Source organism: Streptomyces sp. NPDC041108, assembly GCF_055592645.1.
Map to the genome: position 1 here is coordinate 91,470 of NZ_JBVIYK010000016.1, position 11,990 is coordinate 103,459.

Consider the following 11,990-nt stretch of genomic DNA (forward strand, 5'->3'; position numbering starts at 1 on the left):
GGGCCCTGGCCCCGGCCCTATTCCGGGCCCTGGTCCTGGGCCCGGTCCTGCACGATCGACCGCAGTGCCGCGGTCACGTCCGCCTCCGTGGCCTCCTTGGTCACCCCGAGGCCGCTCAGCACGCCCTGTCCGTTCTCGAACTCCAGCAGGGCGAGCAGGATGTGTTCCGTGCCGATGTAGTTGTGGCCGAGACGCAGGGCCTCGCGGAAGGTGAGTTCGAGGACCTTCTTGGCCTCGGGGCCGTAGGGGATGAGTTCGGGCACCTCGGGGGCGGCCGGCGGCAGGGTGGCCGTGGCGGCCTGCCGCAGGGCCTCGGGGGCGACGCCCTGGGCGGCGAGCGCCTTGGCGGCGAGTGCCTCCGGCTCGGCGAGGAGGCCGAGGACGAGGTGGGCCGGCAGCCCCTCGACGGCACCGGCGGCCTTGCCCTCGTCGTGCGCGGCCGTGACCACGTTCCGGGCACGCGGGGTGAAGCGGCTGAACCCCTGGCTGGCGTCGAGATCGTTCTCGGCCTTCGGCACGAACCGCTTCTGCGCGGCCTGCCGGGTCACCCCCATGCTCTTGCCGATCTCCGTCCAGGAGGCGCCCGAGCGCCGGGCCTGGTCCACGAAGTGGCCGATCAGATGGTCGGCCACCTCACCGAGATGGTCCGCGGCGATCACCGCGTCCTGAAGCTGGTCGAGGGGTTCCGGGTGGACCTTCTTGATGGCGTCGATGAGTTCGTCGAGACGGATGGACGCGGTGACTCGCGGATTCGTAGTCATGTGTCAACCATAGGTTGACACCCCTCTCTTGTCAACCTTGAGTTGACACTCCGGGTCGCCCCCTCCAGCGGCCGGAGCCCTGCGGCCATGCTCCGGCCGCAAGTGGCCTCCAGGGGCGCGGGGAACGGCGCGACCACCCCCCTCACACACCCGCAGCCGCCCCCCACACCCGCCGCATCCCGGTGGGTGCCCGCACCCCCGGAGGGCACCCGCACCCCTCACCCGCTCACCGCCTCACCACCGCCCCACCGGCCGCCGCCACCCCCGCCACAACCGCGCACGCCCCCACACACGCCCCCACGACCCCCCACGGCACCGCCACCCCCGCCGGCGCCGACAGCATCGCCAGCGCGCCCGCCACCCCCGCCAGATTCACCGCGGTGACCACCATGCCCAGCACCACCCCCACCAGGACCGCGACCAGAGCCTCGCCGACCACGACCACCCGCACCTGCCCCCGCGTGGCCCCGGCCAGCCGCAGCGACCGCAGCTCCGCGCCCCGCGCCGACGTGGCCATCACCAGGGTCCCGGCCAGCGAGATCGCCGCGTACACGAGCGCGATCCCCAGCACCACGAGGAACCCGAGCCGGGTGTGCGCCCTGGTGCCGGGACGGTTCGCCGCGAGCCACTCCTCGGCCGACCGCACCGTCGCACCGGTCCCCGCCGCCGTCCTCTCCAGCGCCGCGGCGACCGCCGCCCGGTCCGCCCCGCCGTCCACCCGCGCCTCGACCCGGTCCACGAGGGCCCCGCCGGCGTTCGCGGCCGTCACGTACGCCCCGTTGTCCCCGGTCCCCCGCGCGAGCACCGCCACGATCCGCAGCCGTACGGGACGCCCGTCCCCGAGCCACACCCGCACGCGGTCCCCCACCTCGGGCCGCTCCCACTCCTCGTTCACGACGATCGACCGGTCGTCGAGATCGCGCACGTGACCGGCGACCACCGGCAGCCGCGACACCGCCGCGAAGGCCGGGACGTCCGTCACCGCCCGCGCCTCGGAGCGCACCAGCGCGCTCCCCTCCTCCACCGTGTACACGGCGGTGGCGGCCGACCCGGCCACGGTCGCCCCGGCAACCTTCCCGGCCCCTGCCGGCAGGCCCTCACCCGTCACCACGAAGTCCGCCCGGGTGCGCGCCCGTGCCTCCGCCCCCTTCGCCTCCGTCACCGTGCCCGCGGATCCCAGCAGCGACCCGGCCAGCGCCACGGTCACCAGCACCGGCGCGGCGACGGCGGCGGTACGGCGCACCGAGGTGGCCGCGTTCTCCCGGATCAGCAGCCCGGTCGCCCCGGGCAGCGCCGCGCCCACCAGCCGCACGACGGGCCGGACGAGCAGCGGTGCGAGCGCGGCGGCCGCCGTCACGAGGAGCATCGGCTGTGTGGTGTACGTCTTGCGTTTCAGCAGGTCGGCCGGGTCGGTCCCCACCTTCCAGGCCAGCAGGCCCAGCCCGCCCGCGAGCAGGGCGGCACCGATCACCCGGCGCGACGGCGGCAGCACCCCGGTGTCCACGGACGCCTCGCGCAACGCCTCCACCGGCCCGGTCCGCCCGGCCCGCCGCGCGGCCGCCCAGGCCCCCGCGAGCGCCACCGACACCCCGGTCCAGAACGCCACGTGGTACGGCCACACCACCGCGTCCGGCACCGCGAACCAGGTGGGCGCCACCCCGCCGTCCACCAGCTCCCGGACCAGCACGGGCGCCCCCCACGCCCCCAGCGCACACCCGGCGCCGGACGCCAGGACGCCGACCGCCGCGGCCTCACCGAGCAGCAGCCGCCGCACCTGCCCCGGCGTCGCGCCCGCCATCCGCAGCAGCCCGAACTCCCGCCTCCGCAGCGCGACCACGAAGGCGAACGTCGACGCCGTCACGAACACCGACACGAAGGTGGTGACCCCGCCCGCCGTACCGAGCAGCGAGTTCACGGCGACCAGCGCCTCCGCGTCCCGCTCGTGAGAGGGATCCACCTGTCGCCGCGCGTCCCCCGTCAGCACCCGCGCCCGGTCCCCGACCAGCGCCCGCACATCGGCGACGGGCGCGTCCACCCCGACCGCGTCGGGCCCGCCCGGACCCCGCCCGGCCGCGTCCGTCGTCACCGGCCCCAGCGCCCGCAGCTCCGCCACCAGTCGTTCGTCCACAGGGTGTGGATGCGCGAGCTTCTGTGCCACCCGGGCCGTCCCCGGCCCTCGCCGCACCTCGACCGTCAGCCTGTCCCGGCCCGCCACCACGACCGGCGAGGAACCGAAACGCTCCGGCGCACGCGCGGGCGGGTCCAGTGTCGCCGCGATCCCGAGCCCCATGGCCGTCATCACCCCGACCCCCAGCGCCACGGCGACGAACGAGCCGAGCAGCGCGGCCCACCGCGTACGCAACGACGACAGCGTCAGCACGTCACACCTGCCACCGCGGTCCCGGCCGGGGCGCCGCCGGCCTGCCGCTCCAGCCCCGCCATGCGCGCCGCCACCGCCTCCACCGTGGGCCGGGCCAACTCCCCGCTCACCCGCCCGTCCACCAGGAACACCACCCGGTCCGCGTACGACGCGGCCACCGGATCGTGCGTGACCATGACCGTGGTCTGGCCCTCCCGGTCCACCAACTCCCGCAGCAGACAAAGCACTTCACGGCTGGTCGTGGTGTCGAGCGCCCCGGTGGGCTCGTCGCCGAAGAGGACCGCCGGGCGGGTGATCAGGGCCCGGGCCAGGGCGACCCGCTGCTGCTGCCCGCCGGACAGCTGGGCCGGCCGGTGTCCGGCCCGCTCGGCCAGCCCCACCCGGGCCAGCGCCTCGCGCACCGCGCCCCGAGCGGGCCGCCGCCCGGCGAGCCGCAGCGGCAGGGCGACGTTCTGCGCGGCGGTGAGCGAGGGAAGCAGGTTGAACGCCTGGAACACGAACCCGATCCGCTCCCGGCGCAGCAGCGTCAGCCGCCGCTCGCCCAGCCCGGCCAACTCGACCCCGTCGACCCGTACCGTCCCGCCCGAGGGCCGGTCCAGCCCCGCCGCGCACTGCAGAAGCGTCGACTTCCCCGACCCCGACGGCCCCATGACCGCCGTGAAGGTCCCGGCCCCGAAATCGAGGTCCACCCCGTCGAGGGCGGCCACCTCCCCGTACGACCGCCGTAGGCCCCGTACGCGGACGGCGGCGGCCTCCGCCGCTCCCGCCCCCCGGGCCGCCGCCTCCGCAGCCGTCTCCGCCGTTCGTGCTGTATCTGTCGTGGTCATGCTCCGACCCAACCGTCCGCGCCCCGCCCGCACACGACCACTGGAGGGCGTCCTGGGGGTATGGCCGGCCCTACCCCCCCGGCGCCGCATGACACGATCGAACACGTGAGTACGACCAGCACGGTGGAGCGCGCCTTCGAGGCGGCCCTCTACGCCGACACCGACACCGCCCTCGACACCGGCGCCTCCCTGCTCGCCGCCGACCCCGCGGCCGACGGGGAACTGGCCCGGCGCGGAAGGGAGTTCGTCGCCGGGGCCTGGCGGCGCGGCTGGCAGCCCGCCGACGTCGTACGGTTCGTGCGGCGCGAGCTGGAGGACGCACACGTCACGCTGCTCGCGCGGCTGGTCGTCGAGGAACACGAAGAGCACCGGACACACGCGCAACGGCGGTCACCCGGCCCCCGCTGGGCCGCCCAGCTCGACGAGATCAGGGAACTGACCGCCGAGCAGGCCCGCGCGGACCGCTTCTCGAACGCCACCACGGCCCTGGAGCTGTACCGCCTCCTCCTGCGGCTGCCCACGCTCGAATCCCTGGACAGCCCGCGGGCGTCCGGCGGCGCGCAGAACTCCCCCCACCCCGAATCGCGGATGCTCGGCCGCATCCGCGCGCTCCTCGCCAAGGCGGAGGCGACCGGGTTCCCGGAGGAGGCGGAGGCCCTCAGCGCGAAGGCGCAGGAGCTGATGGCGCGGCACAGCATCGACGAGGCGCTGCTGGCCGCCCGCGGGCACGGCGAGGACACCCCCGGCGCGTGCCGGATCGGCGTCGAACCCCCGTACGAAACGGCAAAGGCCGTGCTCCTGGACGCGGTGGCGCGCGCGAACCGCTGCGAGGCGGTCTGGAACGAGGCCCTCGGCTTCTCCACGGTCGTGGGATTCGAGGCGGATCTGGAGGTGGTCGAACTGCTCCACACCTCGCTCCTCGTGCAGGCCACCACCGCGATGACCAAGGCGGAGGCGGCGCAGCGCAGGTCCGGCCGGAAGCGGACCAAGACCTTCCGGCAGTCGTTCCTGGCCGCCTACGCCCACCGCATAGGGGACCGGCTGGCGGAGGTCGCCGAGGCCCAGGTGGCCGAGGCGGAGGCCGGGGGCGCGGGCGCACACGGGGCGGGCGTACCGGAGCAGGACCTGCTGCCCGTCCTCGCCGCGCGCGATGTCGCCGTCCGCGAACAGGTCGGCCGGATGTTCCCGGACACCGTCACCACGCGCGTCCGGGGCGTCAGCGATCTGGCCGGCTGGCAGCAGGGGGCGGAGGCCGCCGACCGCGCCCAGGTCAGGGCGCGGCCCCGGCTGCCGTCCTGACGCGGTGACCGATGCGGTGACGGACGCGGTGACCGATGCGGTGACGGACGCGCCGGGTCAGTCGCCCGCCGGCAGGAACGGCCCCACCGTCGCCTCCAGCGTGCTCTCCGACTTGACCGCGACCTCGGGGTCCGGCCACTTGAAGCTGCTGACCTTGCTGTCCCCGGGCAGGGTCAGCTTCACCGTGTCCACCGCGGCGCTCTTCTCGGCGTCACCGGCGACCCCGCGCACGTACGCGATGGTGAAGGTCATCGACTGACCTCCCTCCAGCGTCACCTCGGTGTCCTGGGACGCGCCCTCCTGCGGCTTGAGCGCCCAGGACCTGTCCCCGGCGAACAGGTCGACCCCGGCGAGGCCCTTCAGCGTGCAGGCGGCGTCGCCCTTGTTGGTGACGGTGACCGGGACGCCACCCTCGTCACCGGCGGTCGGCGCGGCACTGCTGGGGCCGATCTCGAAACCGGCCTGCGCGGCCGTGCAGGCGCCCCCCTTCGCCGCGCTCTCGGGGGTGGCGGCACCGGTCTTGCCGTCCTGTCCTCCGCCACCTCCGTCGCCTCCGTCGCTCCCGCCGCAGGCGGTCAGCGTGAGGGCCGCGAGAAGGGCGGCGGCGATGGCGGTCGGAGCGGTGCGCATGGAGTTCCCGGTGGTGTTCGTGGCTGTCGCAGCACAGCCGGTGACGACATGAGAGGACGAACGGGCCCCGAAACCCGGAGGCTCCACGGCCCGTTCCTCACATGATCTACGATCCCGGCCCCACCGCGGGCCCGATCCGCGACCTGATCTACGACCGTGGTCTACGCCTCGATCTACGACCGTGGTCTACGCCTCGATCTACGACCGTGGTCTACGCCTCGATCTACGACCGTGGTCTACGACCCGGCGCTCGCCGTGGGCAGATCGCCGGGGAGACCGGTGGGCAGGTCCGTCGGCAGCCCCGAGGGCAGGGACCCCGCGGCCTTCTGGAACTTCTCCTGGCCGACCTTGCCCTCCCAGGTGATCGTGAGGGACTTGGAGCTGACCTTGTCCACCATGCCCTCGGTGCGGGCGTCGCTGCCGTCCTGGCACTTGAGGCTGATCATCTGCATGTTCGCCGCGTCGGAGACCTTGCCGCTGCACACCGAGGTACCCACGAAGACGGCGGCCTCGTCACCGTTGACGAACAGGGCGACCGTCTTGCCGTCGGTCGTGGCCAGCCAGTTGCCCTGCAGCTCGGTCGCGACGCCGGGGGAGTCCCCGGAACCGCCGCCGTCCGCAGTGTCGCTCGGCTTCGGGGCGGCCGACGACTCCTTGGCGTCGGTGTCGCCGCCGCCACCGCTGCACCCGGTCAGCACGAGCGCGGCCGTGAGCCCGGCCGCCGCGGCCGCGACGCTCACGCGCCGACGAGCGGAGGACGCCCTGCTCATGGGCCTTGCCGTAGTCGCCGTAGTCACTGGAGATCTCCCAAAGCCGTGGCCGGCCCCGTTCGCCGCACCCCCAGCGGCAAGCTACCAGCAGCCCCCGAGCCCGGAACCCAACCCCCGCCCTATCCCCCGGGGGCCCGGAACCCCTTACCAGGACGACTTCCGCACCCCCGGCAAGAACCCCGCGTGTGCCTGCTCCCGCAGGCTCACCCGGGACAGGCCGAACGTGCGGAAGTACCCCCGGGGCCGGCCGTCGACCTGGTCCCGGTTGCGGACGCGGGTCGCGCTCGCGTCGCGGGGCTGGGCGGCCAGTTCCCGGCGGGCGGCGTCGCGTTCGGCGTCCGTGGCGGCCGGCCGCCGGAGGACCTCCTTCAGCTCGGCCCGCCGCACGGCGTACCGCGCGACGATCTCCCGCCGCTTCTCGTTCTTCGCGATCTTGCTCTTCTTCGCCATCAGACCCGCACCCCCCGCGCGCGGATCCGCGCGACCGCGGCCTCGACGCCGATGACGTCCACGGTCTTGATCCCCTTGGCGCTCAGCCGGAGCCGCACATGGCGGTTCTCGCTCGGCAGCCAGTACCGCTTGGACTGGATGTTCGGGTCGAAGCGGCGGGACGTACGCCGGTGGGAGTGCGAGATGCGGTTGCCGAAGCCGGGCCGGGCTCCGGTCAGCATGCAGTGGGCGGACAAGGTGACGCACCTCTCTCGATCAGGCAATGCAAATGGAATTCATTTTCAGTAAGATACCAGCATGGCACGCAACGAACTCCGCCCGGTCGTCAAACTCCGGTCCACGGCCGGCACCGGATACACCTACGTCACCCGCAAGAACCGCCGGAACGACCCGGACCGGCTGACGCTGCGCAAGTTCGACCCGAGGGCCGGCCGCCACGTCGACTTCCGAGAGGAGCGCTGACCGACCATGAAGAAGGGCATCCACCCCCCGTACGGACCCGTCGTCTTCCGGGACCGCGCCGCGAACCACACCTTCCTCACCCGCTCGACGATGACGAGCGGGAAGACGATCGAGTGGGAGGACGGCAACACCTACCCCGTGGTCGACGTCGAGATCTCGAACGTCAGCCACCCCTTCTACACGGGCACCGCGCGCGTGCTGGACACGGCGGGCCGCGTGGAGAAGTTCGAGAAGCGGTACGGCGCCAAGAACTCCGGGGCGGCCGGAACGACCGGAAAGAAGCGGGGCTGACCGACGTGACCCAGCTGTCTGTCGCGATCGTCGGCGGCCTGCACGCCGACGCCCGGCGGGCCGCCGTCGAGGCGCTGCTCGCCGGGGTCCCGGGCAGCGTCGCGCTGCACCACGACCTCTCCGCCGCCGCCGACGGTCCGGACGCCAAGGTCGTCCGGACCGTCCGGGACGCCGGAGGCGTCGTCTCCACCGGAGAGACCCGGCTCGTCGACGACTGCGCCTGCTGCGCCCTGCGCGAGGACCTCGTCCCCGAACTGGAGCGCCTGGCCGACACGGGCCTGACCCGTCTGGCCGTGGTCGAACTCTGGGACTCGGTGGAACCGAAGGCCATGGCGGAGGTGATCGCCGCCGGTGGCCTCCACCTCACCTCCGTGATCACGGCCGTCGACCCCGCCCTCCTCCTGCCCTGCCTCGGCAACGGCGACGACCTCGCCGAGGCGGGCCTCGCCGCGGCCTCCACCGACCAGCGCACGGTCGCCGACACCTTCGCCCGCCAGCTGGAGTACGCCCCGGTCCTCGCCGTGCTCGACTCGGAGGAGGCCGACGAGGAGGACAGGGCCCTGCTGGCCCAACTCCACCCGACGGCCCAGAGGGTGCCCATCGGCGGCCGAGGCCGTGCCCCTGAGGTGGCCGCAGGCCCCGAAAGGGGCGCGGGGAACTGTGCGACCAGCCACAACGCACCCGCGCCCGGCAGCGTCCAGCAGCACCCACAGCGCTCCCCGGCCCTGCTCGCCGCGGCGTTCGCCGGCTTCGACGTGGACGCGGCCGCCGCCGCCCAGCACCCCGCCTGCGCCCTTCTCCCCACGGACGCCGACGAGCACGGCGTCACCACCCTCGTCTGGCGCCGCCACCGCCCCTTCCACCCCGAGCGGCTGTACGCGGCACTGGAGGACCTCTGCTGCGCGGCCGCCCGCAGCCGCGGCAGGTTCTGGCTGGCCGAGCGCCCCGACACATTGCTGCACTGGGACGCGGCCGGCGGCGCGCTGTGCGTGGAGTCGGTGGGCCCCTGGCTCGCCTCGCTCCCGGACGCCGCCTGGGACATGGTCCCCCCGGTCCGCCGGGCCGCCGCCGCCCTCGACTGGCACCCGGAGCACGGCGACCGCTGCCAGCACCTCGTCTTCACCTCCCCGGGCCTGGACCGCGACGGACTCGAACAGCTCCTGGAGTCCTGTCTGCTCACCGACACCGAGTACGCCGCCGGACGCGCCGCCTGGGAACGGCTGCCGCGCCCCTTCGACACCTTCCTGGAGGTCTGACCGCCATGCCCCGCAAGCCGGAGCGCAAGCCCGCCAAGTCCCGCCCCAACCCGCTGGACCAGGCGAAGATCACCTACATCGACTACAAGGACACCGACCTGCTGCGGCGCTTCATCTCCGACCGGGGCAAGATCCGCAGCCGCCGGGTCACCCGCGTCAGTGCCCAGCAGCAACGGCAGCTCGCCCGCGCCATCAAGAACGCCCGCGAGATGGCCCTCCTGCCGTACGCCTCCCGCTGACGACGGTCACCGGCGAACCCCCGCCACCCGACGCCGCCGCACACCGTTCCGCAGGTGGGGCACCATCCGTCACTCTCGCACCACCACCCCCACCCGGCCCCCGGGGAGGCTCCACGGCCTCCCCGGGGGCACTCGTTTCCCGCCATCCTGCGCACACCGAGCCCGCTCCCTGAACCGCCGGGACCCGCCCGCCGTAGGGAGGGACAGGGGGACACGAACCAGGACGACACCGAATCTCCCCAGTCGCCGATGGAACAGGACCGCCCCGACATACGTCTCTCCAGTGCCTCAGTGCAGTGACTGCGGGGTCACCCGTCGTGCACGTGCATCTGCTCGTGCATAGGCATATGCATCCGCTCATGCAGGGGCACGTGAACGAAGCTATGATCCGGGGCAGTTGACCGCTGCATCACTGGCAGCACGGGCATCACTGGCCACACCAGTGCCAATGCGCATCAAGCGCACCACTGCACCACCCCGGGGAGCGACCTGTGGACCACGACGTGTACGGCGTGGATGACGTGTACAACGGCATGGCCGCGACGGAGCTGACCCAGCTCCACGCGGTGGCCTGGCAGAAGAGCCGGCACAGCAACTCGCAAGGGAACTGCGTGGAGTTCGCCCGGCTGCCCGGCGGTGAGGTGGCGGTGCGCAACTCCCGCTTCCCCGACGGCCCGGCGCTCGTCTATACGCGCGCCGAGATCGAGGCGATGCTTCTGGGCGTCAAGGACGGCGAGTTCGATCACCTGGTCGGATAACCCCCGCCCGGTGGCGGGGGAATGGCGGGGGCCGCCGATGTGACACGCGTAGAACCGCGGCGCCGAAACGCGCCGCGGTTCTCAGCGCGGGGAGTGCGGTCCAGATGCGGGCGGCACCTGGAACAGTGCCCACACCACCTTGCCGTTGAGCGCGCCGGCGAGCGGATGCCAGCCCCAGCTGTCCGCGAACGAGTCGACCAGGAACAGCCCGCGCCCCGACTCCGCCGAGAAGTCCTCGGAGTCGCCCGCCACGGGGCTGTCGTGACTGGGGTCGCGCACCGCGCACACCAGCCGCTCGGTCCAGTGCATCAGGTGCAGCCGTACGGGCGGGTCCTGGTCCGGGCGCGATCCGTTGCCGGAGGGCAGGCCGTGCCGCAGTGCGTTGGTGACGAGTTCCGAGACCACGAGACAGACGTCGTCGAAGCGGTCGTCCAACTGCCACCGGCAGAGCGTGCCGCGGGTGAACTGCCGTGCCTCGCGCACCGCTTCGTAGCGCGGCGGCAGCGCGCAGGACGCGGCGTCGGACACGGTCGCGGGATCAAGTGGCGGAAGTCCCTGCCGTAAGGGTTCGAGCATGGTCGATCCATTCGTCCCCATGCGAGGCACTCCCGGGTGTCTGCGGTCGTTGCGATGCAGCGGTGGCGCGGGACCATGGTTTCTGATGCGTACAGCAGATGCAAGGGCAGATGCACGTGCACGCGCCCGAAATGGACATGCCCATACCGCTTGCTCAACATTTCTTCTGGCACCCTGCTCCTACTCCTCCCGTGTCCCGCGCGTCTCAGATGTTGAAGACTTTCCATTTCTGTAACCGGGCGAGTGCGGATCGGAGTGGTTTAGTGGCAGACTGCGGCCCTTGAAGAAGTTGGGGAGGCTGGACGAACGTGGGCGCCGGTGAATCGAGCGGGTCGGTGGTGAGGCGGATGCTGCTGGGCTCGCATCTCAGGCGGTTGCGTGAGTCGCAGGGGATCACCCGGGAGAAGGCCGGGTACTCGATCCGCTCCTCCGAGTCGAAGATCAGCCGGATGGAACTCGGCCGGGTCAGCTTCAAGACCCGTGACGTGGAGGACCTGTTGACCCTCTACGGCGTCACCGACGAGACCGAGCGCACCTCGCTGCTCTCCCTGGCGAAGGAAGCCAACGTCGCCGGCTGGTGGCACAGCTACTCGGACGTCCTGCCCAGCTGGTTCCCCACCTACGTCGGCCTCGAAGCGGCGGCCCACCTCATCCGCAGCTACGAAGTGCAGTTCGTGCACGGCCTGTTGCAGACGGAGGCATACGCCCACGCGGTCGTCTCCCGGGGCATGAAGGGCGCGAGCGAGGCCGAGATCGACAAGCGGGTGGCCCTGCGCATGGAACGCCAGAAGTACCTGGTGTCCGAGCGGGCCCCCGAGTTCCACTGCGTCCTCGACGAGGCGGCGCTGCGCCGGCCGCACGGCGGCCGGGAGGTGATGCGCGGTCAGCTCCAGCATCTGATCGAGATCTCGGAGCGCCCGAACGTACGGATCCAGGTCATGCCGTTCAGTTTCGGCGGTCACGCCGGCGAGAGCGGCGCCTTCACCGTGCTGAGCTTCCCCGAGTCCGACCTCACCGACGTCGTCTATCTCGAACAGCTCACCAGCGCCCTGTATCTGGACAAGCGCGAGGACATCGCCCAGTACGAGCGGGCGATCGGGCAGCTCCAGGACGACTGCCCCTCCACGGCCGAGAGCCGGGACCTGCTGCGGGGGCTGCTGCAGCTCTCCTGAGCCCCCGGCCCCGCCGCGTCTCCCCGAGGATTCCCGGGCCTCCGCACGTCTCCCCGGCATCGCTCAGGGTCTTCACAGAGTCTCCCGAGTTGCTCTCCAACTCCCGTTACTCGCACGTA

General features: G+C 72.8%; 15 protein-coding genes. 7 read left to right on the forward strand and 8 right to left on the reverse strand.

What is annotated here, in order from left to right:
* Positions 1-17 precede the first annotated feature (17 nt).
* The 3 genes from ACZ6BB_RS33620 to ACZ6BB_RS33630 form a co-directional block, all read right to left on the reverse strand.
* The gene (locus ACZ6BB_RS33620) at positions 18-761 is read right to left on the reverse strand and encodes a Clp protease N-terminal domain-containing protein (protein WP_471618900.1); all 744 of its coding nucleotides are present in this window, start codon (positions 759-761) and stop codon (positions 18-20) included.
* A gap of 226 nt (positions 762-987) precedes the next feature.
* The gene (locus tag ACZ6BB_RS33625) at positions 988-3,141 is read right to left on the reverse strand and encodes an ABC transporter permease (RefSeq protein ID WP_471618901.1); all 2,154 of its coding nucleotides are present in this window, start codon (positions 3,139-3,141) and stop codon (positions 988-990) included.
* Positions 3,135-3,968: an ABC transporter ATP-binding protein gene (locus ACZ6BB_RS33630; RefSeq protein ID WP_471618902.1), complete on the reverse strand. Its 834-nt coding sequence runs from the start codon at positions 3,966-3,968 to the stop codon at positions 3,135-3,137. Before ACZ6BB_RS33630 ends, ACZ6BB_RS33625 begins: the two co-directional genes overlap by 7 nt.
* Positions 3,969-4,073: 105 nt before the next feature.
* Between ACZ6BB_RS33630 and ACZ6BB_RS33635 the strand changes: the two genes are divergently transcribed.
* Positions 4,074-5,267, forward strand: a complete 1,194-nt coding sequence (locus ACZ6BB_RS33635; protein WP_471618903.1) for a DUF2786 domain-containing protein — start codon at positions 4,074-4,076, stop codon at positions 5,265-5,267.
* A gap of 57 nt (positions 5,268-5,324) precedes the next feature.
* On the opposite strand, the gene ACZ6BB_RS33640 is transcribed toward ACZ6BB_RS33635, so the two are convergent.
* The 4 genes from ACZ6BB_RS33640 to rpmB all read right to left on the reverse strand — a co-directional run bounded on the left by ACZ6BB_RS33640 (position 5,325) and on the right by rpmB (position 7,353).
* Positions 5,325-5,897: a DUF4232 domain-containing protein gene (locus tag ACZ6BB_RS33640; RefSeq protein WP_471618904.1), complete on the reverse strand. Its 573-nt coding sequence runs from the start codon at positions 5,895-5,897 to the stop codon at positions 5,325-5,327.
* A gap of 236 nt (positions 5,898-6,133) precedes the next feature.
* On the reverse strand, positions 6,134-6,667 hold the full coding sequence (locus ACZ6BB_RS33645) for a hypothetical protein (protein ID WP_471618905.1): 534 nt from the start codon (positions 6,665-6,667) through the stop codon (positions 6,134-6,136).
* A 144-nt stretch (positions 6,668-6,811) separates the two neighbouring features.
* Positions 6,812-7,117: a 30S ribosomal protein S14 gene (gene rpsN / locus ACZ6BB_RS33650; protein WP_471618906.1), complete on the reverse strand. Its 306-nt coding sequence runs from the start codon at positions 7,115-7,117 to the stop codon at positions 6,812-6,814.
* Positions 7,117-7,353, reverse strand: a complete 237-nt coding sequence (gene rpmB / locus ACZ6BB_RS33655; RefSeq protein WP_033524680.1) for a 50S ribosomal protein L28 — start codon at positions 7,351-7,353, stop codon at positions 7,117-7,119. Before rpmB ends, rpsN begins: the two co-directional genes overlap by 1 nt.
* 61 nt (positions 7,354-7,414) lie before the next feature.
* Here rpmB and rpmG point away from each other — a divergent pair, with 61 nt between their 5' ends.
* The 5 genes from rpmG to ACZ6BB_RS33680 all read left to right on the forward strand — a co-directional run bounded on the left by rpmG (position 7,415) and on the right by ACZ6BB_RS33680 (position 10,123).
* Positions 7,415-7,579, forward strand: a complete 165-nt coding sequence (gene rpmG, locus ACZ6BB_RS33660; protein WP_005475851.1) for a 50S ribosomal protein L33 — start codon at positions 7,415-7,417, stop codon at positions 7,577-7,579.
* 6 nt (positions 7,580-7,585) lie between these two features.
* Complete coding sequence (locus ACZ6BB_RS33665) at positions 7,586-7,870, forward strand: type B 50S ribosomal protein L31 (RefSeq protein ID WP_471618907.1); 285 nt, start codon at positions 7,586-7,588, stop codon at positions 7,868-7,870.
* Positions 7,871-7,875: 5 nt separating this feature from the next.
* Positions 7,876-9,126, forward strand: coding sequence for a GTP-binding protein (locus ACZ6BB_RS33670; RefSeq protein ID WP_471618908.1), 1,251 nt, complete (start codon positions 7,876-7,878; stop codon positions 9,124-9,126).
* 5 nt (positions 9,127-9,131) lie between these two features.
* Positions 9,132-9,365, forward strand: coding sequence for a 30S ribosomal protein S18 (gene rpsR / locus ACZ6BB_RS33675; protein WP_275456794.1), 234 nt, complete (start codon positions 9,132-9,134; stop codon positions 9,363-9,365).
* Positions 9,366-9,856: 491 nt separating this feature from the next.
* Positions 9,857-10,123, forward strand: coding sequence for a DUF397 domain-containing protein (locus ACZ6BB_RS33680; protein WP_013001698.1), 267 nt, complete (start codon positions 9,857-9,859; stop codon positions 10,121-10,123).
* An 81-nt stretch (positions 10,124-10,204) separates the two neighbouring features.
* Here ACZ6BB_RS33680 and ACZ6BB_RS33685 read toward each other — a convergent pair whose 3' ends face one another.
* A complete protein-coding gene (locus ACZ6BB_RS33685) occupies positions 10,205-10,720 on the reverse strand; it encodes an ATP-binding protein (RefSeq protein ID WP_471618909.1) in 516 nt (171 codons plus the stop codon).
* Positions 10,721-11,046: 326 nt separating this feature from the next.
* On the opposite strand from ACZ6BB_RS33685, the gene ACZ6BB_RS33690 reads away from it, so the two are divergent.
* Positions 11,047-11,871, forward strand: a complete 825-nt coding sequence (locus ACZ6BB_RS33690) for a helix-turn-helix domain-containing protein (RefSeq protein WP_471618910.1) — start codon at positions 11,047-11,049, stop codon at positions 11,869-11,871.
* Positions 11,872-11,990 lie beyond the last annotated feature (119 nt).

Coding starts and splice junctions, on each gene's coding strand:
- ACZ6BB_RS33620 (WP_471618900.1), bottom strand. CDS start 761: ATGACTACGAATCCGCGAGTCACCGCGTCCATCCGTCTCGACGAACTC.
- ACZ6BB_RS33630 (WP_471618902.1), bottom strand. CDS start 3,968: ATGACCACGACAGATACAGCACGAACGGCGGAGACGGCTGCGGAGGCG.
- ACZ6BB_RS33640 (WP_471618904.1), bottom strand. CDS start 5,897: ATGCGCACCGCTCCGACCGCCATCGCCGCCGCCCTTCTCGCGGCCCTC.
- ACZ6BB_RS33645 (WP_471618905.1), bottom strand. CDS start 6,667: ATGAGCAGGGCGTCCTCCGCTCGTCGGCGCGTGAGCGTCGCGGCCGCG.
- rpsN (WP_471618906.1), bottom strand. CDS start 7,117: ATGGCGAAGAAGAGCAAGATCGCGAAGAACGAGAAGCGGCGGGAGATC.
- rpmG (WP_005475851.1), top strand. CDS start 7,415: ATGGCACGCAACGAACTCCGCCCGGTCGTCAAACTCCGGTCCACGGCC.
- ACZ6BB_RS33665 (WP_471618907.1), top strand. CDS start 7,586: ATGAAGAAGGGCATCCACCCCCCGTACGGACCCGTCGTCTTCCGGGAC.
- rpsR (WP_275456794.1), top strand. CDS start 9,132: ATGCCCCGCAAGCCGGAGCGCAAGCCCGCCAAGTCCCGCCCCAACCCG.
- ACZ6BB_RS33685 (WP_471618909.1), bottom strand. CDS start 10,720: ATGGGGACGAATGGATCGACCATGCTCGAACCCTTACGGCAGGGACTT.
- ACZ6BB_RS33690 (WP_471618910.1), top strand. CDS start 11,047: ATGCTGCTGGGCTCGCATCTCAGGCGGTTGCGTGAGTCGCAGGGGATC.